The organism is Maribacter sp. UH1 (assembly GCF_056839145.1).
Window position 1 is genome coordinate 604,240 of the sequence record NZ_CM166387.1, and the last position, 24,261, is coordinate 628,500.

Consider the following 24,261-nt stretch of genomic DNA (forward strand, 5'->3'; position numbering starts at 1 on the left):
CTACTTTTATTTTATGTTTTTGCCTTTGGTCTTAAGCTTCTGTATATCCTAAAAATGACAACCAAAATGATTATGACCAAAACCGCTGCTAAGATAGGTGCAAATATCGACGCGACCGATACTACAGCGGCAGTACCTGTTTCTACTGTGGTAATCAGCGGATTCGCCAAACCACCTGTTGTGGCTGTAGATGCCAATCTTCCTGTTGCCCCTGCTCCTTTAATTGCCGTGGCTGTACCGCCACCAGCTATAATAGCCAATGACCAAGTTATTACTGGATCTAAATCTGCAACTGTTGAAACCATAACCGCTGTACCTGCAATTGCCGCCAAGGGTACTGCAATACTATCTAACAAATTATCGAACCAAGGGATGAAATAGGCGAATATCTCTAACAATGTAGCTACACCTAAAGTTAGCACAGCTACCAAACTTCCTATCCATTGCCAATTATCATTTAATTCCCATACTCCAAAATAGGAAGCCAAACTCAAAGCAAATAAGGGTAGAAATACCCTAAAACCCACAGATGCGGCTAATCCTATCCCTAAAAAAATACTTAAAACCGTATCTGTTGTCATATCCTATATACTATTTGCTAATTTTTTTGTTGTATCAATAATTACTAAAATAACCTTTTCTTAATCAAGAAAAAAATCATCTTTAAAACCAATAAGATACAACTTGCTCTTTGCTCTGGTTACCGCGGTATACAACCAACGCAAGTATTCTTTATCTATCCCATTAGGCAAATATGGTTGCTCAACAAAAACGGTATTCCATTGTCCCCCTTGAGATTTATGACAGGTTATGGCGTACGAGAACTTTACTTGCAAACCATTGAAGTACTTGTTATTCTTAACCCCTAAAAACTTCTTGTACTTTGAACTTTCATGTGCGAAGTCTTTCATGACTTCTTGATACAACCTATTGCCATCTTCATAAGACAACGACGGAGATTCTGCCGTTATGGTATCTAACAATAATACGGTTTCAAAAGGTGGCATATTAGGGTAATCTACCATCTTCACTTTAACCTCGGCAAACTTAAACGTAAAAATCTCCTTGATATCGAATATTTCTAGAATCTCTATAATATCTCCGTTTGCAATAAAACCAGCTTCTGTGCTTGGCTTTAACCAATAATAGTTATTCTTAACGACCATCATAAAATCGCCTACGGCAATATCATTCTCTAAAAATAATATCCGTTCTCGAATATTCTGATTGTAAAGATTTGCACGTTTATTAGAGCGTACAATAAATGCCGTTTCCTCTTTTCCGTTTTCTGAGTATGAACTGTCAATGGCTTCTTGAATTTCATTACCATCTATTAAGCGTATTATATCAGTGAACGGATCTACATCAAATTTAAAATCTTCAAAGAATTCACTTTGTAATTGCTCTCTTAACAAGGTAGCATTTGCTAAAATTCCTGAATCGCCTGCTTGCCTAACTACTTCATTCAATTCTAAACGAACCACTTCTTTATTATAATTAAGTGAAAGTTTATCGCCATCCAAAGCCGGACTCAAAACTAAATGAACCGGAGGTAACTGTGCGGTGTCTCCTATTAATAACAACTTACATTTGTGACCAGAGTATACGAACATCATTAGGTCATCTAATAACGAACCGTTTTCAAATAATTTAGAATCTGCAGCCGTATCTGGTATCATTGATGCTTCATCAACTATAAATAAAGTATCCCTATGTTTATTAGGTGCCAAAACAAACTGTACTCCTCCTCCACTTTGTTTCTTCGGAAAATATATTTTTCTATGGATGGTAAATGCCTGTGTTTTTGAATAATTTGACATCACTTTTGCCGCTCTCCCGGTAGGTGCCATGAGCACAGCTTTCTTCTGAACCTTCCATAAACTGTTAACTAAAGTACCTATTAAAGTAGTTTTACCGGTACCTGCGTAACCTTTTAACAAAAAAACTTCATCCTTAACCGTTGAAAGTGTAAACTCAGCCAATTTTTGCAAAGCCACTGATTGTGTGGCAGTTGGTGTGTGAGGAAATTTGGTTTCTAGTATACTATAGAATGATGCGGGTGTAGTTGGTTTCATGTGCCTTCAAAGATAAAGATGATTTTTAGCCTAAAAACTTTTACGATTAAAAAAAAATTGTAGATTTGTGAAGACCACTAAATAAAAATAACACATACGAAATGAAGACCATAATACAAATTGTACTTTGGATTGGATGTATCGCTTTAGGATACTTTATTTACAACTCCATTACTGGACCAATCAAATTTAAAGAAGTAAAAATAGAGCGTTATTCGCAGGTTATCGCCAAATTGAAAGACATCAAAAACTCTCAAGAGGCTTACAAAACAGTGAATGGCAAATACGCAAATGACTTCAATAGTCTTATTCGTTTTATCGACACTGGTAAATATGTTATTACCCAGCAGAGAGATTCTTCTTTCATGGAGTTTGACAAAGCATACGGTATTGATATGTTGAAAGAAATGAAAATCATTGATACACTAGGAACTGTTTCTGTAAAAGATTCACTTTTCAAATCTGATGGTAGATACAAAAGCTTAATGGATGTACCTACAGCAGCAAATGGTGAAAAATTTACAATGAAAGCTGGATTTGTAGAAAAAAGTGGATATAAAGCCCCTGTTTTTGAGGCAAAAGTTGATAAGGAAGTTGTTCTTTACGATCAGCCAAAAGATTTATTATCTCGTGAAAAAGCAGCCTTAAGTGTAGAAGAAGTAAATGGACCAACTATTTATGTAGGTTCTTTAGATGAAGTTAGCACAAGCGGTAACTGGCCTTCCATATATGACAAAAAAGTTAAAAAATAGTAGCTTAAATATAGCGGATAAAAATTTTAAAAAATTGTCCATTCAGGTTAGCTTGAATGGACTTTCTTTTTGTGTAGCAGATACTGTTTCGCAAAAATTGTTGATTTCTGACAGAATCGATTTTTCTGATGAAAAAAACCCGATGACCGCTAAAGATGAATTGGAAAAGCTTTTTCAGAAGCATGATATAGAAAACATGCAGTTTGATGAAGTAGTTGCTGTTCATAGAAATACACTTTTTGGTCTGGTGCCAAAATCATTATTCAACCCTAATCATTTAAATGAATACCTTAAATTCAATACCAAGGTATTAGCAAATGATGTTTTAGCTTATGACGAGGTAGAAAATCATGATTTGGTAAATGTGTATGTGCCCTATGTGAACATCAACAATTACATATACGATCTTTTTGGCGAGTTCGATTTTATGCATAATGGCACGGTGTTATTACAATCTTTGCTAAACAACCAAACACAGAATCAAGAAATTACATGTTTTGTACATGTAAACAAAGAGCAACTAGATATTACCGTTCTAAACCAACGCAAACTTCTTCTGTACAACAGCTTTAAATATCAAACAAAAGAAGACTTTGTCTATTACCTATTATTCGTAATCGAGCAATTAGAATTAGACCCAAAAACCGTAGTTGTAAAACTATTTGGAGATATTGAAGAAGATGATGAAACTTATCAACTTTGCTATACGTATATTCAGCACATCAGCATTTTTGAACCATCAGCAGCTCAACTATTAAAACTTGGAGAACCTTCAACAGGCTCAATAGATTTCACTCTCATTAATACTATATAATGCGCATCATATCAGGAAAACATAAAGGTCGTCATTTAATGGCCCCTAAAAAACTACCTGTTAGACCTACAAAAGATATGGCTAAAGAAAGCTTGTTCAATATTTTGAACAATAGCTACTATTTTCCAGACCTTAAAGTTCTTGACCTTTTTGCAGGCACCGGTAATATTAGCTACGAATTCTCTTCTAGAGGTGTTGAAGATGTACTTGCCATTGATGCACACTCTGGCTGTATTCAATTCATTGACAAAACAGTTGAATTGCTAGACATGAATATTCGTACTTTAAAGAGTGATGTGTTTAGTTTTCTTCAAAGAAATACAGAGAAATTCGATATCATATTCGCCGATCCCTTCTACGATATGGAATTAGCCGATTTTGAAAAATTGCCCAAACTAATTTTTGAAAATGATCTTCTCCTTGAAGACGGCGTATTAATTATTGAACATTCTAACCGTACCATTTTAGCAGAATTTCCACACTATAAAAATTCTAGAAAATACGGCGGAAGCGTTTTTAGCTTTTTTGAGAAGTAATTTTTAAAAGACCAGCCTTAATTCTTAAATGTAAAGAATCATAACTACACTCAAGGTTGTTACCATTAGGTAAATTTCACACTTACCATTTCAATAAAAAAAGCAGGCCATAAGCCGGATTCTGTATTCTGAAAAATCAGAATTCCTTATCATTTATCTAGGCAATGGGTTACCCCAGAGCTCTAACCGCCTACCCTTCGGCTTGAGCGTGCAGCCCTCAAACACCGATTTACATGACGTTTCACCGTATAGAGTTTACCTGGTTTCACTACAGCCGAACTGTACTTGCTTTCTGTTGCACTTGTCCTCACATCTCTGCGGACGGGCGTTACCCGCTATACTGCACTATGGTGTCCAGACTTTCCTCTCCCAATTAATTGGCAGCGATAAGGTGGCCTGCTGAGCGCAAATGTACTGTAATTGTTGATAACTAAGGATGATCTCTTTTCTTTATTCTCGTTAGAATTAATGGCTATAATTATATTTGTATAAGTTTAATTAGAGATAGAATTTTGGAACCATTTATTGTATCGGCTAGAAAGTATAGACCCCAGACATTTAAAGATGTTGTGGGCCAACAGTCTATAACCAATACACTACAAAATGCAATAGACCAAAATCACCTAGCACAAGCTTTACTATTCTGTGGACCCAGAGGTGTTGGTAAAACTACTTGCGCACGTATTTTGGCAAAACAGATAAATTCTGATGGTACCGAAAAGGAAAATGAAGACTTTGCCTTCAATATATTTGAACTTGATGCTGCCTCTAACAACTCTGTAGACGATATTCGTAATCTTATCGACCAAGTACGTATACCACCACAGGTAGGTAAATACAAGGTTTATATCATTGATGAGGTGCACATGTTGTCCCAATCTGCTTTTAATGCATTTCTGAAAACTTTAGAAGAGCCACCAAAGCATGCTATTTTTATTTTGGCAACAACAGAAAAGCACAAAATCATACCTACTATTCTTTCTAGATGTCAAATTTTCGATTTCAAAAGAATTACCGTTAAAGATGCTGCCGAGTATTTAAAATATATTGCTGAAAACCAAGGTGTAAATGCTGAGGATGATGCACTACATATCATTGCCCAAAAAGCAGATGGTGCTATGCGTGATGCCTTATCTATTTTTGATAGAGTAGTCAGTTTTTCCGGTTCAGAACTTACTCGTAAAGCAGTTACCGAAAATTTAAATGTCTTAGATTACGATACTTATTTTGAAGCTACAGATTTAATCTTAGAGCATAATATACCTGGCTTACTTATATTATTTAACAAGACATTATCTCTTGGTTTTGACGGACACCACTTCATATCTGGACTAGCATCTCATTTCAGGGATTTAATGGTATGCCAGCATCCTGATACCATTAACTTGTTAGAAGTTGGCGAAGCAGCGCAACAATTATATAGAGATCAAAGTAAAAAGACTGCTCCCTCCTTTTTATTACAAGGTTTGGAAATTTCAAACGACTGTGATTTAAAATATAAAACAAGTAAAAATCAACGCTTACTTGTTGAGCTTACCCTTATGAAACTTGCCTCTATCAATTTTGATGGAGAAAAAAAAAATCCTGAATCCGTAGCTCTTAACAATAAGACTATTGATTTCATTGCCCCTTCCGCGTTTTACAACCAAGCTCCAAAAGCGCCTAAAAAAGAATCTGAGGTTAAGCCTGTAAGCGGAAATCAACCGGCTGTTACCCAAAACAATGTTCCTAAAGAAACAAATGTTGTAAACAAGACTTCTGAAACTACGATAGAAGGCAAAAAACCTGTAGCAGCTGTTGAGACACAAGTGGCACCGATTAAAACTAAAGAACCTCAACAAAATATTGAAAAATCAACATCAGCGGAAACCAGTACTGACGTTAAAAAACCAATTATTAATCGTCCTACCAAAAGGGTTTCTGGACTTTCAATTTCTAGCTTAAACGCCAAAAAACAACACGAACTAAACAAAATTGAGGTTGTTATTGACGAAAATAACTTACCTAAAGAACCATTTACTGAAGAACAACTTCGTAAACATTGGGCAGATTTTATTGAAATCATAGATAAGAAGGGTCAAAAAATCCTTGCTTCTAACTTGCATTCAGATATTCCTAAATTAAAAGAGGGCTTCGCTATTCATTTAGAGCTTCCAAACAGTACAATGAAAAAGGAAATAGAACGTGAACAGTTCGAATTAATGGAGTATTTACGTGCTAAACTGAACAACCATTTCGTTCATTTAGTTATTAAAGTCAATGAAACAACAGCAACTAAATTTGCTTTTACACCCGAAGAGAAATACGAGAAACTAAGAGAAAAAAATCCGGTGATTGATTTATTGAGACAGGAATTCGATTTGTTCTTATAGCTTTCTCTTAATTCTAAAAGCAAATACTAAAAGAACTATTGAAATAATCAGAAGTCCAAAAGCCTCTCGCCCTAGTTCTACAGTAACGATATCTCCATCATTTAAATCGAATCCTTGAAAATCTGAAGGATAAAGGTAAACGAAGCCAATAAAAGCAAATATTCCTAATATCAACGGTACTGTATAGCCTATTTTATTTAATGCGAACAACAAAGACATTAAAGCCGCAACGCCATAGATGATAATCCAATGTAACGAGTCTGGATCATTGTATTGTAAAACAGCGCCAACAGAAAATAAAATGGCAAAAACGTAGCCTAAGATCTTAAATAATAGATTCATTTGAATTTAGTTTAATAAGTGATCTTCAATAAGATCACGCACTTGTACTGCACTAATTATCTGATCGTTATCACCAGTTAAATGGTTACTAATGAAGATAGGAAAATCTTCTTCTTCTTCAGTTAAACGACCGTGTGATCCTTTAATTAGAGTTGCATCAATAGGGATGATATTCATGACGGTTCTAAAACCCATCTTCTTTTTTAGCAGCTTGCCAACTACTTTGGCCATTACCAATTTATCTTTTGGGTCTGTCATCATTTCAACCGGATCGTAGCCTGGTTTTTTATGAATATCTACCATTCTTGCATAATCCGGTGCTTTTGCATCATCCAGCCAGAAGTAATACGTAAACCAAGAATCTTTATCAGCCACCACCACTATATCGCCACAGCGTTCATGATCTATATGATAAGTTTTTAAATCTTCTCCGTAAAGTACTTTCTCTACACCTTCGACAGCTTCAATCAATGTAACAACCCGTTCAATGTCTTGGGTATTCTTGCAATACACATGTGCAATTTGATGGTCTGCAACGGCAAATACATCACTTGCCCCTGCATCTAAGAGCTCTAATCCTCTTTCTTCACGCACAGCTATCAAACCTTCTTTACGTAATACGCGATTAAGATGAATGGGTCTGTTTACATTTGTAATTCCGTATTCAGAAAGCAGTATCACTCTGGCATCAAGTGCTTCATAATGTTGCACTAATTGTTTTACTACAGCATCTATTTCATTTAAATCTTTGGATATGATATTAAAATCAAGTCCATATCGCTGTAAATTATAATCTAAATGCGGTAGATAAATAAAGGTTAGATCTGGATTATGCTCTTTATCCGTCAATAAAGCAGCATCTGCAATCCACTTTGATGAATTTACAGTTGTTTTAGGTCCCCAAAACTCAAACAATGGAAAAGTACCTAATGCTTTTTGCATATCGTCACGCAACTGCGCGGGATGAGAATACACATCTGGAATTTTTCTGCCGTCTGCCAAATAATTTGGTCTTGGCGTTAGACTATAGTCAACATTGCTATACATATTGTACCACCAAAAATGATTGGCACAAGTAAAATTAGGATGTTGCTCTTTAATATCATCCCAAATTTTTGACTGCTCCACCAATTTGTTAGATTGTCGCCAAAATTTTACTTCGCACTCATCTTTAAAATACCAACCATTACCAACAATACCATGTTCTGACGGCCATTTACCGGTAACATAGGTAGATTGTACAGCACAGGTAACACCTGGCAGTACAGGTTCTATATATGATGACTGACCTTTTTCTAAAAATGATTTTATAAACGGAGTGTGTTCACCTATCAATCGTTTCGTTAATCCTACTACATTTATGACTACCGTTTTCTTCATATTACATGTGTGATTTAAACCACTCTATTTCGCGAATTATGGATACTGATAAATCTTGTTTTAAATCTGACGGAAGAACATCCCAAGTATAGGTTTCTATTTCTAGATGTTCAGATATAGGATCAATTTTTAGATAATCCATAGTTTTTAAAATATGGTCCTGTGTTGAAAACAACTTGCCGTATTTTTCCAAGAAAATAGGAACGTGATAATGCGCACGTAGTTCTTTATGATTTCTCTCCCCTTCTAAAACTAAAGGCAAATCACTATACGTTTTTACTTTGCCATTAAGCTTTTCGGTTACCTGATGTAAATAGGTAGGTTCATTAAATTGGGATAATTCTTCCCAAATACGTTCATCATTGGTTCCATTAAAAAGAATTTTCAATGCGGCACTTACTTGAATTTTTCCTACCCCAATATTGTTTGCCTTGAGCTTTGCAAAGGTATCCGTTGGCTCTTCATAAGCTAGTGAGAAATGACAAACGTCATAACAAACCGTGATGTACTTTTTAATTAATGCTTCTGCTTCATCGGAATTTAATCCTAATTCCTGCTTAAAATATGCAATCCCTAAAGGCACTAGATAATCAGAATAAAACAGTAATACCTCATCGCTATTTTCTAGTAATCCGTCCGGTTCTGGTTCAATATCTAGATGTAAATATGTTTCTGTAGTTTGTTCAATTTCAAATAATTGCTTAGCAACTTTGAGCATATTTTTAGCACCAACTTCAAATGCATTTTGTGTTTCGCTTTCTGTTTTATGCCAATATTTGTAAGTGATTGGAGAAGTTGAAATTCCGCCATTCATTCCTTCTGGTATCAATTCCGATAATTGACGAAACAATCTCTTTGTATACTTTAAACGGTCATTAGTAGTCCAATCTGGAGCATGCACCATATCTTTTACACGTTCATCGTGAAAATTACCATAAGGAAATCCATTCATGGTAAATACATAAAGATTATTGTCGTGTAACCAACTTTTAAAATGAGTCATATTATCACCTAAATCAAGTTCCTCACTTGCTTTATTAGATAATCGCAGTCCCAAACCAAAAGGTTGTTCTTTTGAAACTTCTTGCTTTATACCCGGTACATGGCTTTTAATACTCTCAAAAGTACTTTTCCAATCTTGCCCAGGGTGAATGTTAGTACAATAGGTTAAATGAAAGTTATCTAGTAGCTGCATTGAACTTAATTTAATGCGAATTGATGATTCAATTTTGTAATCGCCTGTGCCATTAGCATCATATCAATGGTATGAACATCATGCTTGATTCCTAAGTCAGAAATTAGAGTAATTGTTAACTGACCACCCAAATGCTCTCTAAACTCTTCTATACCATCTAATAAAGACTGAATTTCTTCTTCACTTTCAACAGGAAGCGATAGATCAAAACCTATAGCAATCATTACATCTAATACGTATTGTAAATCTTCTTCAGAAATTAAGCCAATAAGTTGTGCGTAGGTGACGTCTAATGCGATGCCCTTTGCTACAGCTTCTCCATGTCTCAATTCATAATTGGTCATGAATTCCATCTTGTGAGCAGCCCAATGTCCAAAATCCAAAGGTCTTGATGATCCCGATTCAAACGGGTCACCACCTTGGGCAATATGGTGCATGTGCATTTCTGCACATTTATAAATGACATATTGCATAGGTTCCATTTCCCTATTTTTCAAAGCCGTAGCATTATCTGCTATATATTTGAAGAAGGTCTTATCCTTAATTAATGCTACTTTTATAGCTTCGGATATACCGGAAATCCAATCTCGTTGTTCTAGAGTTTCCAAAAAATTGCTATCGTTAATAATGGCAAATGGCGGAGCAAATGTTCCTAAGAAATTCTTCTTCTTAAATGCATTTACACTGTTCTTTACACCAACGGCAGAATCGTTCTGAGATAAAACCGTAGTAGGTATTCTGATCAACTTTACTCCCCTATGTGCAATAGCTGTAGCATAGCCAACCATATCTATCACCGCACCACCACCGATAACTACAACGAATGAATGACGACAAATTTTATTTTTGTTGACTCCTTTTAAAACGGATTTAATGGCATCATCACTGTTCTTTACCTGTTCGCCACCCGGTAAAACTAGCGTATTACTGTACTTTATAGTTTGCTGATGTTTTTCGCAATATTTTTCAATCTGATTTATTAATGCAGGATGATGCTTTTCAACTCCGTCATCCAATACAAAAAGAAGCTTAACAGGCTCAAAATCTTTATAGTCTGCAATTAAGTTTGCGAACAAAAGATTTTCTAAATCAAAGAGTCCCGAAGTAAAATACAATTGATAATTATATTGTACTTGAAAAGACTGTTTTATAGGTTTTAATTGCATACGAATTTTATGTTACTGCAAATAATTTAGACAATAGCATTGAAATCGGTAATAACAATAATACTGCTAACGCCAGATACCAATTAGAAAAACCGGCTACCCAGCAAGCATTCATTACGACTAACGATAAAACACCTCCCATAACCGCTTTCTTAATATTCTTAGGGGAATTCTCCTTGTATGCTTGTAATAATGGCTTATAAATCAAATACCCGAATAAAAATAAGAACGGCAATAAGACCACGATACTGTCTTTCTGTTGCATTACAATTAACGTAATAGATAGTATAACTATTGCATACAAAATACCAGCCCAAACAATATGCTTTTTATTGTTACCATGTACTTCTCCTCTACTTATTAATGTAATGGCAAAAATATAAACTACTGGTACCAATATTATATACCAATTTGTAAGAGTTCCTAAAATTGACATTCCCATTAAAAGGTTCAATCCCCGACAAATACCCATATTCAAAGGCCCGGCAAATCCAAATTGCTTAAAATACCCGTCATAGGTTAAAATTGCAATGGTTAATGCAACTGAAATGAGTCCGGATAACACAGTACACTTAAATGCCAAAGTAATCCCGATTAACATTAGTATAGTACCGAAATAAATAGCTTCACGTTTTGGTACCAGTCCGCTAGGTATAGCCCTTTCCGGTCTTTCAACAGCATCTAACGCTGCATCGAAAACATCGTTAAAAACCACTCCGCCAGCGTACAATGCTACCGAAGAAAAGACCAATAAAAGTACATCTCCACTTTGCTTGGTTAGAAAACCAAGTACATCTATGTTACTTAAATATAATGCAATGGCAATACCTGCCAATATATCCGCTGCTGCAGTTGGCAAATTTGCAGGTCTCGCTAAACGAGCAAAACCCAATAATTTATCTTTCATTTTAGGTAATTTGGTCTTCGTCTATTCTTGGTTTCTGACCTCTTAAAACACTATTATCATTAAATAGTTGTGATTGGTTAATGCTATCTGGCTGTAACCAATGTGCTTCTTTCATTTTACCGTTTTTACTAAACGCATCTAAAGCGTTTTGGTAACAGGTCTTTCTTACATCTTCCATAGAAATACCTCTTTTCAGCATTAAATTAGCTGTCTTTGGCACTGCTAGAGGGTCACTAACACCCCAATCTGCAGAGCTATCTACGATAATGTTAGAACTACCAAATTTTCTAACTACTTCTACCATACGTTCATTACCCATTTTAGTTTTTGGATAAATAGTAAATGCAGCAATAAATCCGCGGTCAAGAACTTCTTTTACCGTTTCTTCATTATTATGGTCAATAATTACATTGGCAGGATCTAAACCATGCTCCAAACATACTTCCATACTTTTTATGGTTCCTGCTTTTTTATCTCGGTGCGGTGTATGTACTTGTACAGTCATATCCAATTCTTTAGCCATATCTAGTTGCATTCTAAAGAACTTATCTTCTGCAGGGGTTTGATCATCGTAACCTATTTCACCAATAGCTACTACATTCTCTTTATGAAGGTATAAAGGCAATAATTCAATTACCTGCTCTGCCAAGGCTTCATTGTTGGCTTCCTTTGAATTTAAACCAATAGTACAGTAATGTTTAATACCGAATTGGCTAGCCCTAAAAGGCTCCCAACCTACCAGACTACTAAAGTAATCTTGAAAAGAACCTACTTGAGTTCTTGGTTGACCAAGCCAAAATGAAGGTTCTATTACCGCCACAACACCCGCAGCCGCCATTGCTTCATAATCATCTGTTGTTCTTGACGTCATGTGAACATGTGGGTCAATAATCATCATTTTATCTTCCATTCTAATGTTGTTTAATCGTATTCCAAGTTATCTGCCCGTCCGCTATTTTATGTTTTAGCTCTGGTCTACTATTCAAAAGTGCCATTGCTTTATCATTCTCTGATAGATAACAACAAAGTGCTCCGGCATTATTTTCTATTACATCATCACTATTAAGAAGCTTCTTCATATCATTCAAAAGTTCTTCATTCAAAAACTTTGAAACTGGCCTCCAAAATAATGGGTCTATTTTTCTACCCGCAGCCCATCTTTCATGTGCATAATCAGATATTATTCTTGTTAAATCTTGATTTGCCCTTTCGTCAACAGCTTCTATTTGAGAAAGGTCACGCTCCATAAATGCCGCTTTCAAAAACATTTGGTTCCACTGCTGGTCATTGAAAAACCTTGCAGGGTAAGGATTGTTCAATGATATGGCATCAAAAATAGTAGCAATATTTGTTCTTAAAGCTTCTACCGCTGTTTGTTTGTAGGCCTCAGGATTTGGTAATAAAATCAAGTACTTGAGAAATGTTTCTAACTCACTTGTATCAGCCACCTGTATAATATTCGCTACTTTGGGTGTATAATATTCCTCATCATGCCTTAAAACTTCTGACAATAAATAAATACGCGCAACCTGAAGAATATTTGCGCTATGCGCGCTAAAATAACGGGCACTTTCAGTATCTTGACTTTTAAATGAAATTGGTTTCACCCCTTCAAACTTTACATTCAAAAGGCTGTAAGTCATAAACAAGTCTTTTGAAGACTTATCATCTGCCAATTTTTCAATTTTACCCTTTAACCAAGCAACACTTTCTGCATTTCCATATTTTATTAATATATTCTGAATATCTTCTTGATTGTGCATTTTTAAAAATAGGATTGATCTTACTTCAAAAATAATTATTATTCAGCAGTAAGTCGTCTAGGTTTTTGATTAAAATTGGTGAGGTCTTCAAAATCTTTCTAATTTTGGAAAAAAGTAAATTATGCTAGGCTTAAAACTACCTACCGACCCTAGATGGGTTAATATTGTCGAAAAAAATATTGACGAAATATTGACCGATCATGCGTACTGCGAGCAAAAAGCGGCTAGTACGGCAATCTCTTTAATAGTCTCTTTTCCTGAATACACTGAGCTAGTTACAGAGATGGTAGCTTTATCCAGGGAGGAAATGGGTCATTTTAAAATGGTACACGATCTTATTTTACAACGTGGCAATACTTTAGGTAGAGACCGTAAGGATGATTATGTAATTGAACTCATTAAATTTTTTCCAAAGGGAGGAAGTAGAACTACCCAACTGGTTCATAGATTGCTTTATGCCGGACTAATTGAAGCCCGTAGTTGTGAGCGTTTTAGATTGCTTTCCGAAGAATTGGAAGATAAAAAATTAGCCGATTTCTATCATAAATTAATGATTAGTGAAGCTGGACACTATACCATGTTCTTAAAATTTGCCCGTAAATATGGTGAACTAGAAGAAGTGAACAAAAAATGGGACAGCCTTTTAGAATATGAAGCCCAAATCATGAAAGACCTAGGAACTAAGGAATCTATTCACGGTTAAATCTTAACTTAGTTGTTCTCAGAATTGTATAAATCTTTAATTATACCATCCGATAGTCCTATTTTAGGTACATGAATTTTCTTTGCTCCACTCCATTTTGCCGCTGAAAGAAATATTTTAGTTGCCGGAATGATAACGTCTGCCCTATCGGGGTTTAAGCCTAGTTCTGATATTCTATCATCATAACTTAAGCTATCTAAAAAATGGTATTGGGCATTCAGCCATATATAAGATAATGGTTCGCCTTCTTTTCTACCTGATAACTTATGCAACTTATTGATATTACCCCCAGAGCCTATGATGGATAACTTAGGCTTGTCCTTTAAATTCACCTTTATCCATTCTTCTAATTTTTTCCAAGTTTCTGGTTTCACCATATCGTTCAAAAGTCTTACCGTACCTAACTTAAAAGATTTTGAGACTTTGATATTGCCATTTGAAAATAAGGTAAACTCCGTGCTACCTCCACCAACGTCTATATATAAATAACATTGATCATCTTTTATTAAATTCTTTAAATCTGTTGAGGCAATAATGGCAGCTTCTTGCTTACCATCTATTAAATCTATTTTAACTCCAGATTCTTGAACAACCTTCTCTATTATTTCATTCCCATTATTAGCCTCTCTCATGGCAGATGTCGCACAGGCTCTATACTTTTCAACACCAGCAACTTCCATCAAAAGCTTAAAAGCCTTCATGGTCTTAATGAGTCTAGCTTCATTAACTTCAGATATTTCACCTACTGTAAACGAATCTTCACCTAAACGTACAGGTACCCTTACTAAAGCACTTTTTCTAAACTGAGTCTTTTTACCCTTATCCTCAATAACATTGTGTGTAAGCAACCTAATGGCATTAGAGCCTATATCTATCGCTGCAAATTTTCTTACCTTCAATAGACCTCTTTTTTAAGATTCTTGTTTATTCGCATAATACTCATACGTAGCAAATTGAGACCTTATTCTAGGTAATGTTGTCTTTCTATATGCATTATCTTGTGCCGCATTAAATACACGCGCTTTCGTATTATCTTTCCAGCAGATATCAAAAGTATCCATCAATTCTTGTTTGATATCCTCATCGTAAATAGGGCAACCTACTTCAACTCTATAATCAAGATTTCTAGTCATCCAATCTGCAGAGGAAATATACATTTTTGTATCACCCCCATTAGCGAATGCAAAGAAGCGGGTATGCTCTAAAAATTTATCTATAACACTTATCGCTTCTATGTTTTCACTCATACCTTCAACCCCTGGTATTAAGCAACATATACCTCTTATGATCAACTGGATCTTTACCCCTGCCCTACTTGCTTCATATAGCTTGTCTACCATCTTGTAAGAGGTAAAACTGTTCATTTTAATCTTGATAAAAGCTACCTTACCTTGCTTGGCATTTGCTATCTCATTATCAATCAATTTCATGAATGCATTTTTAGTATAATGCGGAGAAACAATAAGGTGTTTGTATTTATTGATTTTATAAGTAGTCTCAAAGAAATCAAAGACCTTATTCAACTCTTTTAATATAGAATCATCTGCCGTAAATAGTGTAAAATCAGTATAAATTCTTGCCGTTGATTCATTAAAGTTACCTGTACTTACAAATCCGTAGCGTTTTAAAGAATTTCCTTCTTCTCTTTCAATCAAACATATTTTACTATGTACTTTTAAACCTGGCACTCCGAAAATAAGTTTCACCCCTTCTGCTTGGAGATGCTCAGCATATTCAATATTCGCCTGTTCATCAAAACGAGCTTGAAGCTCAATCTGTACCGTTACCTGTTTTCCATTTTTAACCGCGTTTATTAGAGAGGCCGCAATTTGAGAATTACTTGCCAATCTATATACCGTAATCTTAATAGTACGCACTTTAGGATCTAATGCAGCTTCACGCAAAAACTTCAGTACATAGTTAAAAGTGTGATAAGGAGTATACTGTAAATAGTCTTTTTTGGCTATGCTTTCCAAAATACTACCTTCAACACTAAGACCTTTTACCGGTAAGGGTGTTATCTTATCGTACAGTAAATCTTTTCTACCTAAACTAGGAAAACCCATATAATCTCTACGGTTGTGATATCTACCACCTGGTATAACACTATCCGTATCTTCTATATTCATCTTCTCTTTAAGAAAAGTCAAAGTATCCCTACCTATACTTTTATCATAGACAAAACGAACGGGATCACTGATTTTTCTATGCTCTACACTTGACGATATTTTCTCTATAAAACTTTTACTTAAGTCATTATCTATATCTAGCTCTGCATCTCTGGTTATTTTAATCATATGAGCAGAAATAGATTCGTACTCAAACATGGTGAAAATATTCCCCAAACAATATCTAATTAAATCATCTAGTATAATGATATAACTTTTATCTCCTTCATCTGGCAACACCACAAAACGGTCTATCCCCTTAGGTATTTCAATTAATGCATAGCGTTTCTCTTTCTTACTTTCCTCACTTTTAATAACCATTTTTACAGCTAAATACGCTGCCGTATCTTTTAAAGTAGGAAAACGCGTAAGATCGTTTAAGATGATAGTCATTAACTGCGGACTTACTTCTTTTAAGAAATAAGCTTTTACGAATTCTTTTTGATTTTCGTTTAATTCCGTTTCCTTGATGATAAAAATATTCTTACCCTCAAGCTCATGCTCAATTCTTCTTAGAATAGTCAAACTCTTGGTTTGTTGCTCAATTACAATATTTGTAATCTCCTCTAAAAGGTCTTTTGCTTTTTCACCTCCTAAAACACTTTTACCTGTTTTACCGGCTTCAACTATTCGCTTTACAGTTGCGTAACGAACTTTGAAAAACTCATCTAAGTTATTTGAGAAAATACCTAAAAAACGAAGTCTTTCAATTAATGGAACATTCTTATCCGCGCTTTCTTGTAATACACGCTCGTTGAACCATAACCAACTTATTTCTCTATTTACGTACTGGTTGTTATTTTTTATCATGCTTTTAGTTGCTTCGGAAAAATGGTTTGTATTGTTGAGCCTTTATTAACATTAGCCCAGGTATTTTCATTGAATTGCAAATGAACAAATCCGCTAGTTGGCACATTATCAATATGCTTATCTCCCATAGAATTTGCTAAATGGGTAAAGGTATGGTTGTGTCCAAAAAGAAGGACATTATCTAAATTATCATCTAAATCTTTAATAAACTGGAATACTTGATTCCCTGAAAAATCATACAGATGAGCATCTACACTACAATTCTCTAACGGATAATTCAGAATTCGCAAACAAATCATACAGGTATGAAACGCCCTGTTTGCCGGACTGGTATATACATGATCTATTTTTAAATTTAGTTTGGAAATTTCTTCGCCTACCAAACGGGCGTCAGAAATTCCTCTTTGCAATAATGCCCTGTCTTCATCGCCAACATTTAGCTCCCAAGAAGATTTACCATGGCGCATTAAAAATAGATTTTTCATCTTACTTATTTAAGGAGCTAATCGCTCAATTTTCCAATCATATTCATTTGTAAGGGTGTACCTAATACGATCGTGCAATCTATTTGGTCTTCCTTGCCAAAACTCCATAGAAACCGGTCTTACTAAATAGCCGCCCCAATGGTCTGGTCTTTCAATTTCCTTACCTTCATATTCCTTCTCCAATTTGGTAAGTTGATCCTCTAAAACAGCTCTTGAGTCTATTACCGTACTTTGATTAGAAACTATCGCTCCTAACTTGCTTCCGTCTGGTCTTGAATCAAAATAACCATCAGATAGATTTTTAGGCAGTTTTTCCGCAATTCCTTTTATGATTACTTGGCGTTCTAAATTTGCCCAGAAAAAAGAAATACAGATATTTGGGTTTTCGCTAATGGCACGACCTTTCTCACTATTGTAGTTCGTATAAAAGATAAAACCTTCGTGAGTATATTTTTTTAGAAGTACTACCCTACTTTTAGGAAAACCATCTAAACCAACTGTAGATACCGTCATGGCATTTGGTTCATCTACTCCATCAGATTTTTCAACCTCATAGAACCATGTTTGAAAAAGTTGAATTGGATTGTCAGATATACGGTCTTCAATCAACGCACTTTTCTCGTAAGATTTCCTGTAATCGCCTAAATCTTTTTGCATCATTTTCGTGTTAAAAACAAGATAAACAAAGTTCTAAAAAGAAAGGAAAATAAACGTTATAAAAATGTATTTAATGGGTTAAAAATCAAAAGTCTTACCATCATCGGCAAGAAGTACATTAGGGAAAATTGTTGTAGCTTCTTCTTTAAATAGGGCTATAGATTTATATCGAGTAGAATAATGACCTAATATTAAGGTTCTTACATTAGCGTCTCTTGCTACTTTTGCCGCCTGCATAGCTGTAGCGTGCTTAGTTTTTGTTGCCAATTCTGCCTCTGACTCTAAGAAGGTAGATTCATGATACAAAACATCAACATCTTTAATCTTCTCAGCTAAGCTTTCATCATAAACAGTATCACTACAAAAAGCGTATGATTTTGGCTTTGGCGGATCAAAAGTTAATGTACTATTGGCTATCACTTCTCCATTATCTAAAGTAATATCCTTACCATTTTTTATGTTTTGATAATATGCCTTATCAATACCATATTCCTCAGCAGCTTCAATATTCAGTTTTCGCTTTCCAATTTTTTCCTGAAACAAGTAACCATTTGTATAAATTCTATGATCTAGCGGTATTGTAGTAACACTAATTTTACTATCCTCAAAAATAAGTTCAGATTCTTTACTTGATAGTTCATGAAACAACAGAGGGTAGTTGGTCCAAGAATCTCCCAACTTTAACAGTAAAGTTATCGCCTCTTTTATTCCTTTAGGACCATAAACATGCAACTCTTTCTCCCTTCCCAACAATCTCATTGTAGAAATAAAACCGGGCAACCCAAAAAAGTGGTCTCCGTGCAAATGAGAAATGAAAATATGATTGATTCTAGAGAACTTTATTTTATGCCTTCTCAGCTCTACTTGAGTACCCTCACCACAATCAATTAACACAATATGGTTGTTGATTTCTAGCACTTGAGATGTTGGGTTAGTAAGTGTTCTTGGTGTTGCCGCATAACAACCCAATACAGTAAGATGCATAAAAAAGTACTTAAGTATTTCTATTTGCAATTCAGGATTGTTTTAAATACCCAAATCACGTTCTATTTCTTCCATTTCAACAATGTCCCTAGCTTCTTGAAGTGTAGGCACTAAATTGATTTCTTCTGGTACATCATCATAAGACACCTTATCAGAAACCAACACAAAAGACTGTTCATTCTCTTTATGTTTTCTAGCTATTTCTAAAAATGAAATAACATTATATGGCGTAAGCTCAGAAAAACTCAATAAATCTAACACCAAATTATCATTCTTTAATTTGGCATATTCCTTATCCAAATTTTCCAAAAAACGCTCAATAGAAATTTCTTCCTGAGAGACGATTATCAACGATCCTTCTTTAGTAAAAATCATATCATTTAATTTTAGATGCTAACAAATAAATCACTGCCATACGTATGGCTACTCCGTTTTCAACCTGATTCAGAATTATTGATTGTTTTGAATCTGCAACGTCACTTGTAATTTCTACACCTCTGTTTATAGGACCCGGGTGCATGATTACAATTTCTTTATCCAAACTATCAAGTAATTTTTTATTGACTCCGAATTGTTGGGTGTATTCCCTTGTTGTCGGAAAATAGGATATATCTAATCTTTCGTTCTGTATACGTAACATATTAGCTACATCGCACCACTCCAAAGCTTTTCTTAAATTGGTTTCTACACCTACACCTAAAGATTCTATATGTTTAGGCAACAAAGTTTTAGGTCCACATACCTTAACATTTGCTCCTTGTAATTTGAGAGCAAATATATTTGAGAGCGCCACCCTTGAGTGAAGAATATCACCTACAATAACTACATTTTTACCAGCAACATCACCAAGTCTTTCTCGTATAGAATAAGAATCCAGTAATGCCTGTGTAGGATGCTCATGCGCACCATCTCCAGCATTAACAATAGATGCATTTACATGCTTGGATAAAAATATACCCGCACCAGGGTTTGGATGCCGCATAACCACCATATCTACTTTCATAGATAAAATGTTATTTACGGTATCTATTAAAGTTTCTCCTTTTTTTACAGAAGACTGACTGGCAGAGAAATTAAGAACATCTGCAGACAATCGTTTTTCTGCAAGCTCAAAAGACAATTTTGTTCTGGTACTATTCTCAAAAAATATGTTGGCGATAGTAATATCTCTAAGCGAAGGAACCTTTTTTATCGATCGGTTGATCACTTCCTTAAAATGATCGGCAGTTTCAAAAATAAGCTGAATATCGGTTTCCTTTAGGTATTTAATTCCCAGTAAGTGTTTAACACTCAGTTCGCTCATTTTCTTATCTATTTACTAAATATATAATATCTTCCCCGTCATTTTCTTCCCACATCACCTTTACTTTCTCATCATTAATCGCATCTACCTGACGACCTCTGTAATTAGGCTGTATGGGCAAATGCCTGCTAAATCTACGGTCTATTAAACACAATAATTCTACATCTTTGGGCCTACCAAAAGATTGCAACGCATTCAATGCTGCATTTATACTTCTACCCGTATATAAAACATCATCAATTAAGACTACATTCTTATCTTCAATCAAGAAATCGATTTTGGTTTTTGTTGCCTCTAAAGTTTTCTCTCCTCTTCTAAAGTCATCTCTATAAAAAGTGATATCCAAAAAACCTAAGTCTATGTGCTTTACCTTATATTCCTCTTTAAGAATCTTATTTAAACGTTCAGCAAGAAATTTACCTCTAGGCTGAATACCTATTAATACAGTATTTTCAAAATTTAAATGATTCTCAAGAAGCTGACAAGCCAATCGATGCAGGATGATATTTATTTCTTTGGAAGAGAGTAAAACTTTTTGACTCATAATAGGCACCCGTGCTTTTAGCTAAACAAAAATAGATAATTCTATCTAAACTTTGGTTGCTTAAATTATGAAGTAAATTCGAAAAATTAAATTTAATGAGCTGAAACCATATTCTATAAGCCCAAAATGGAAAAGAAAGCTTCTTTATGGCTTTCACCAATGGGTATGCGCATATCGTTTATAACAATTCTATTACGCTGAACGGTTTTAATATAATTTACATTAACAAGATAAGATTTATGCACTCTAAGAAACTGATTAGAAGGCAACTTACTCATGATTTCTTTAAAACTCATTAAGGTAAGAATGGTCTTATTAGTATTGGCAATATGAATTTTTAAATAATCTTTTAAACCCTGTACGTACTCAATTTGATCTAAATCAATTTTTATACTCTCATATTCCGCCTTTACAAAAATGAACTTCTTTTCTACTGAATTATCGCCTGTCGATGAAAAAACATTTGCCTCCATAATAGTTTTTTGTTTTTTAGAAATTAAATCTTGTACTCTTGATACCGACTTTATAAAACGATGATATGGTATTGGCTTTACCAAATAATCTACCGCATTCAATTCAAAACCATCAACGGCATACTGAGAATATGCAGTTGTAAAAATAAACAAGGGCTTATTGTCTAATGTGCCCATAAAATCAATTCCATTGATTTGTGGCATTTCTATATCACAGAAAATTAAATCTATTTTCTTCTCCTTAATTTCTGTTATAGCATCTAACGGATTGGTATAGGTATTTACCAATTCTATAAAATCTAGTTTTTCACAGTAGCTTGAAAGTATTTCAATTGCTAATGGCTCATCATCTATAATTATACATTTCATAGGCTTGATTGTTTTTGGTAAATAGTTAATGATACTTCATAATCTTTACCGTCATTATCAACTTCAAGATTATGCAACCCTGGATAAATCAATTCTAATTGATTTCTAATATTCTCCAAGCCTATACCAGAATTTTTGGTAGGCTCTTTAAACACTCCTATTTTATTCTTAACATTTAAATAAACAGATGTATCCGTAATGATCAAGGCAATTTTTACATAAGTCTTACCTTTATAGTCTGTACCGTATTTAAAAGCATTTTCTATAAACGAAATAAATAGTAAGGGAGGTACTGCCCTACCCCTATCTTCTCCAGTAATTTTTAAGGATACATTTTCACTATCAGATAATCTTAAGCGTTGTAACTGTATATAACTTTTAATATAGTCTAGCTCTTTATTTAAAGGAACCAAATCTTTATCTGCCTCATAAATCATATACCGCATCAACTCAGACAGGTCTACAATTGCTTCTGATGTATCTGGTGACTTTTTTACGGAAAGCGCATAAATTGTATTAAGTGAATTGAATAAAAAATGTGGATTCAATTGTGCCTTTAAAAACTGTAACTCTGACTTAATACTCTCTTTTTCAACCGACAAACGTAAATTCTCATTACGCTTCCATTCTACATACATTCTTAAGATGGCACTGATTACAAATGGTATACCAAGGCTAACGAAAGATCTATAATAAGGCATAATCATAAAACCCCTTGGTCGTTCCCTATCCATAAAAAAATTCTCGGGAAATCTGGGCTCATAAAAATGATTCAACAGCAAAGCAGAGACAATTAATAGACCCAACGAAATCATCAAATAAGACAACACACTTTTTTTCAACAAAAACTCCGGCACCAAATAGAAGTAGTTGAAGTAAAAAAGAATGATAATTACAATAAGTTTTGGGAATACGTCTGATGGAATGGGTCTTGCATCATTTAAAATAGGATAAAATGTGAGTCCGTATAACAATATCCATAAACTAATATGGACAACTATTTGAACCCTATTTTTAATGATTGATTCCATAAAGAAATTACTGAACTACCGCAGTAGAAATATTCAATTCCACCAAATCTGACGGCAATAAAACAGGTGATTTACCATCCTCTAATTTTGACAATACCAGATTTACTGTTTTTTGGGCATCTTCCTCAGACACAAATTTTTGCTTGCCCGGAAAACCAGGTATATATTCTTGTAAAATCACAATCTTTTCTCCGCTCATTATCTGATAGCCAAAGCCATCATTTAGACTTACTACCTGACCATGAAATTGTTGATTATTATCTGTTGTAATTTGATTATAAATAGAATAGCCAAGCCCAAGTGCCAAAAATAGCACAATAACTATCGAGTATTTTATAGTAGAACTCATAAATAAATGTTTAAAAATGGGTCAATCCACACAGATTGACCCAAAAAATTAACAATTGCACTCACTATGAAAAATTAATCTTCCTCTTCGTACTCATCTTGAGGAAAGAATTCATCTAAATCATCTAGGTATAAAGTACCAGTTCTACCCATACCAATAAATACACGACTACCATTAGAAAATGCTATCGCATCTTGTCTTGTTGCTCCCTCAAAAGAAGTTTTTTGCCCCCATTCATCAGATACCGGATCATATTCCCAAACCGTATTGGTTGCGCCACCTAATTCACCAGTTGCTATATAGCCGTAACCATCTAAAGTAAACCCAACGGCATTACTTCTTTGTATAGCGTAATCATCTTCTTCATCAAGATCCAGTTTTGAGGTCCAACTTTCAGTAGCAGGATCAAACACCCAAAAATCATCTAGATAAACTCCGTTAGAAATTCCTGTACCTAAGTACACCAACCCGTCTATAGTAAATGTCGTAGCTGATCTTCTTTTATTTCCTCCAAAACCCACTAATTCTGACCAAGTATCACTCGCTGGGTTATATTTATAGAAGTCTTTTCTATCGTTTTCTCCATCATAACCCGTACCCACATAACCAAAACCATTGACACCAAAACCAACAGCACTTCTTCTTGCAGTTGGTAAAGAAGCAATTTCCGTCCATGTATTATTTGCGGTATCATAACTATAGAAATCAGTTAATTCGTCAACACCGTCATAACCAGATCCAATGTAACCTGTACCGTCAATTTCAAAACCTACTGCTGCGTTTCTAGCAACACCGGGAAAATCCGCTTTTTGAGACCAGTAATCACCTTCAATATCATATGCCCAAAATGAAGCTAAGTAATCGTCACCATCATATCCTACGCCCATGTAACCAACATTGTCAATTGTAAAGCCAGATACGCTACTTCTTGGGCTACCATCAAATACAGATTTATCTACCCAGTTTCCTAAATCGTCACCGTCATCATCACTTGAACAACTTGTAATTACCATGGCCAATAACGCCATACCAGTAATTTTGTACACATACGATTTTCTTTTATTCATTACTTTTTGTTTTAAG

26 protein-coding genes and 1 other RNA gene are annotated in these 24,261 nt (G+C 34.7%); 5 read left to right on the top strand and 22 right to left on the bottom strand.

Going from position 1 to position 24,261, the window contains the following annotated elements; translation table 11 throughout:
* Positions 1-11 precede the first annotated feature (11 nt).
* Both UH1x_RS02640 and UH1x_RS02645 read right to left on the bottom strand, forming a co-directional pair.
* A complete protein-coding gene (locus tag UH1x_RS02640) occupies positions 12-581 on the bottom strand; it encodes a DUF4126 domain-containing protein (RefSeq protein ID WP_036155695.1) in 570 nt (189 codons plus the stop codon).
* A gap of 60 nt (positions 582-641) precedes the next feature.
* On the bottom strand, positions 642-2,075 hold the full coding sequence (locus UH1x_RS02645) for an ATP-dependent DNA helicase (protein ID WP_482624891.1): 1,434 nt from the start codon (positions 2,073-2,075) through the stop codon (positions 642-644).
* A 101-nt stretch (positions 2,076-2,176) separates the two neighbouring features.
* On the opposite strand from UH1x_RS02645, the gene UH1x_RS02650 reads away from it, so the two are divergent.
* Genes UH1x_RS02650 through UH1x_RS02660 form a run of 3 tightly spaced genes read left to right on the top strand, consistent with a single transcriptional unit; the run spans position 2,177 to position 4,177 of the window.
* The gene (locus tag UH1x_RS02650; RefSeq protein WP_405413805.1) at positions 2,177-2,827 is read left to right on the top strand and encodes a hypothetical protein; all 651 of its coding nucleotides are present in this window, start codon (positions 2,177-2,179) and stop codon (positions 2,825-2,827) included.
* Positions 2,805-3,641 (top strand): DUF3822 family protein, encoded by an 837-nt coding sequence (locus UH1x_RS02655; protein WP_482624892.1) that lies wholly within the window; start codon positions 2,805-2,807, stop codon positions 3,639-3,641. Before UH1x_RS02650 ends, UH1x_RS02655 begins: the two co-directional genes overlap by 23 nt.
* A complete protein-coding gene (locus UH1x_RS02660) occupies positions 3,641-4,177 on the top strand; it encodes an RsmD family RNA methyltransferase (protein ID WP_482624893.1) in 537 nt (178 codons plus the stop codon). The genes UH1x_RS02655 and UH1x_RS02660 overlap by 1 nt, the downstream gene beginning before the upstream one ends.
* A gap of 95 nt (positions 4,178-4,272) precedes the next feature.
* Here UH1x_RS02660 and rnpB read toward each other — a convergent pair.
* Positions 4,273-4,580: RNase P RNA component class A (rnpB, locus tag UH1x_RS02665), an RNA gene on the bottom strand.
* Positions 4,581-4,689: 109 nt separating this feature from the next.
* Here rnpB and UH1x_RS02670 point away from each other — a divergent pair.
* Complete coding sequence (locus UH1x_RS02670; protein ID WP_482624895.1) at positions 4,690-6,549, top strand: DNA polymerase III subunit gamma/tau; 1,860 nt, start codon at positions 4,690-4,692, stop codon at positions 6,547-6,549.
* On the opposite strand, the gene UH1x_RS02675 is transcribed toward UH1x_RS02670, so the two are convergent.
* From UH1x_RS02675 to UH1x_RS02705, 7 genes are read right to left on the bottom strand one after another with little or no spacing between them, the layout of a single operon-like run.
* Positions 6,544-6,891, bottom strand: coding sequence for a transmembrane 220 family protein (locus UH1x_RS02675; RefSeq protein WP_482624896.1), 348 nt, complete (start codon positions 6,889-6,891; stop codon positions 6,544-6,546). The two genes, UH1x_RS02670 and UH1x_RS02675, sit on opposite strands and share 6 nt — an antisense overlap.
* 6 nt (positions 6,892-6,897) lie before the next feature.
* On the bottom strand, positions 6,898-8,271 hold the full coding sequence (locus UH1x_RS02680; protein ID WP_482624898.1) for an alkaline phosphatase family protein: 1,374 nt from the start codon (positions 8,269-8,271) through the stop codon (positions 6,898-6,900).
* A 1-nt stretch (position 8,272) separates the two neighbouring features.
* Positions 8,273-9,466: a metabolite traffic protein EboE gene (eboE, locus tag UH1x_RS02685; protein WP_482624900.1), complete on the bottom strand. Its 1,194-nt coding sequence runs from the start codon at positions 9,464-9,466 to the stop codon at positions 8,273-8,275.
* Between the two features lie 5 nt (positions 9,467-9,471).
* Positions 9,472-10,632: a 3-dehydroquinate synthase gene (locus UH1x_RS02690; protein WP_482624902.1), complete on the bottom strand. Its 1,161-nt coding sequence runs from the start codon at positions 10,630-10,632 to the stop codon at positions 9,472-9,474.
* A gap of 7 nt (positions 10,633-10,639) precedes the next feature.
* Positions 10,640-11,539, bottom strand: a complete 900-nt coding sequence (gene eboC / locus UH1x_RS02695) for a UbiA-like protein EboC (protein WP_482624904.1) — start codon at positions 11,537-11,539, stop codon at positions 10,640-10,642.
* Position 11,540: 1 nt separating this feature from the next.
* The gene (locus UH1x_RS02700; RefSeq protein ID WP_084684702.1) at positions 11,541-12,449 is read right to left on the bottom strand and encodes a TatD family hydrolase; all 909 of its coding nucleotides are present in this window, start codon (positions 12,447-12,449) and stop codon (positions 11,541-11,543) included.
* Between the two features lies 1 nt (position 12,450).
* The gene (locus UH1x_RS02705; RefSeq protein ID WP_482624906.1) at positions 12,451-13,302 is read right to left on the bottom strand and encodes an EboA domain-containing protein; all 852 of its coding nucleotides are present in this window, start codon (positions 13,300-13,302) and stop codon (positions 12,451-12,453) included.
* Between the two features lie 121 nt (positions 13,303-13,423).
* Here UH1x_RS02705 and UH1x_RS02710 point away from each other — a divergent pair, with 121 nt between their 5' ends.
* Entirely contained in the window at positions 13,424-14,005 is a 582-nt protein-coding gene (locus UH1x_RS02710) for a MiaE family protein (protein WP_036155715.1), read from the top strand.
* Between the two features lie 8 nt (positions 14,006-14,013).
* Here UH1x_RS02710 and UH1x_RS02715 read toward each other — a convergent pair whose 3' ends face one another.
* From UH1x_RS02715 to UH1x_RS02770, 12 genes are all read right to left on the bottom strand, one after another.
* Positions 14,014-14,904, bottom strand: coding sequence for a Ppx/GppA phosphatase family protein (locus UH1x_RS02715; protein ID WP_036155718.1), 891 nt, complete (start codon positions 14,902-14,904; stop codon positions 14,014-14,016).
* A gap of 12 nt (positions 14,905-14,916) precedes the next feature.
* On the bottom strand, positions 14,917-16,983 hold the full coding sequence (ppk1, locus tag UH1x_RS02720; protein WP_482624908.1) for a polyphosphate kinase 1: 2,067 nt from the start codon (positions 16,981-16,983) through the stop codon (positions 14,917-14,919).
* Positions 16,980-17,468 (bottom strand): SixA phosphatase family protein, encoded by a 489-nt coding sequence (locus UH1x_RS02725; RefSeq protein ID WP_482624910.1) that lies wholly within the window; start codon positions 17,466-17,468, stop codon positions 16,980-16,982. The genes ppk1 and UH1x_RS02725 overlap by 4 nt, the downstream gene beginning before the upstream one ends.
* Before the next feature lie 9 nt (positions 17,469-17,477).
* Positions 17,478-18,125, bottom strand: a complete 648-nt coding sequence (gene pdxH, locus UH1x_RS02730) for a pyridoxamine 5'-phosphate oxidase (RefSeq protein ID WP_482624911.1) — start codon at positions 18,123-18,125, stop codon at positions 17,478-17,480.
* A 78-nt stretch (positions 18,126-18,203) separates the two neighbouring features.
* Positions 18,204-19,109 (bottom strand): ribonuclease Z, encoded by a 906-nt coding sequence (locus UH1x_RS02735; protein WP_482626481.1) that lies wholly within the window; start codon positions 19,107-19,109, stop codon positions 18,204-18,206.
* Between the two features lie 42 nt (positions 19,110-19,151).
* Positions 19,152-19,484: a ribonuclease Z gene (locus tag UH1x_RS02740; RefSeq protein WP_482624912.1), complete on the bottom strand. Its 333-nt coding sequence runs from the start codon at positions 19,482-19,484 to the stop codon at positions 19,152-19,154.
* A 1-nt stretch (position 19,485) separates the two neighbouring features.
* The gene (locus UH1x_RS02745; RefSeq protein ID WP_036155728.1) at positions 19,486-20,412 is read right to left on the bottom strand and encodes an aspartate carbamoyltransferase catalytic subunit; all 927 of its coding nucleotides are present in this window, start codon (positions 20,410-20,412) and stop codon (positions 19,486-19,488) included.
* 4 nt (positions 20,413-20,416) lie between these two features.
* On the bottom strand, positions 20,417-20,956 hold the full coding sequence (gene pyrR, locus UH1x_RS02750; RefSeq protein WP_482624914.1) for a bifunctional pyr operon transcriptional regulator/uracil phosphoribosyltransferase PyrR: 540 nt from the start codon (positions 20,954-20,956) through the stop codon (positions 20,417-20,419).
* A 113-nt stretch (positions 20,957-21,069) separates the two neighbouring features.
* Entirely contained in the window at positions 21,070-21,798 is a 729-nt protein-coding gene (locus UH1x_RS02755; RefSeq protein ID WP_036155732.1) for a LytR/AlgR family response regulator transcription factor, read from the bottom strand.
* A complete protein-coding gene (locus tag UH1x_RS02760) occupies positions 21,795-22,829 on the bottom strand; it encodes a sensor histidine kinase (protein ID WP_482624916.1) in 1,035 nt (344 codons plus the stop codon). Before UH1x_RS02760 ends, UH1x_RS02755 begins: the two co-directional genes overlap by 4 nt.
* 7 nt (positions 22,830-22,836) lie before the next feature.
* The gene (locus UH1x_RS02765) at positions 22,837-23,178 is read right to left on the bottom strand and encodes a DUF4907 domain-containing protein (RefSeq protein WP_482624917.1); all 342 of its coding nucleotides are present in this window, start codon (positions 23,176-23,178) and stop codon (positions 22,837-22,839) included.
* A 74-nt stretch (positions 23,179-23,252) separates the two neighbouring features.
* Complete coding sequence (locus UH1x_RS02770; RefSeq protein WP_482624919.1) at positions 23,253-24,245, bottom strand: Kelch repeat-containing protein; 993 nt, start codon at positions 24,243-24,245, stop codon at positions 23,253-23,255.
* Between the last annotated feature and the right edge of the window lie 16 nt (positions 24,246-24,261).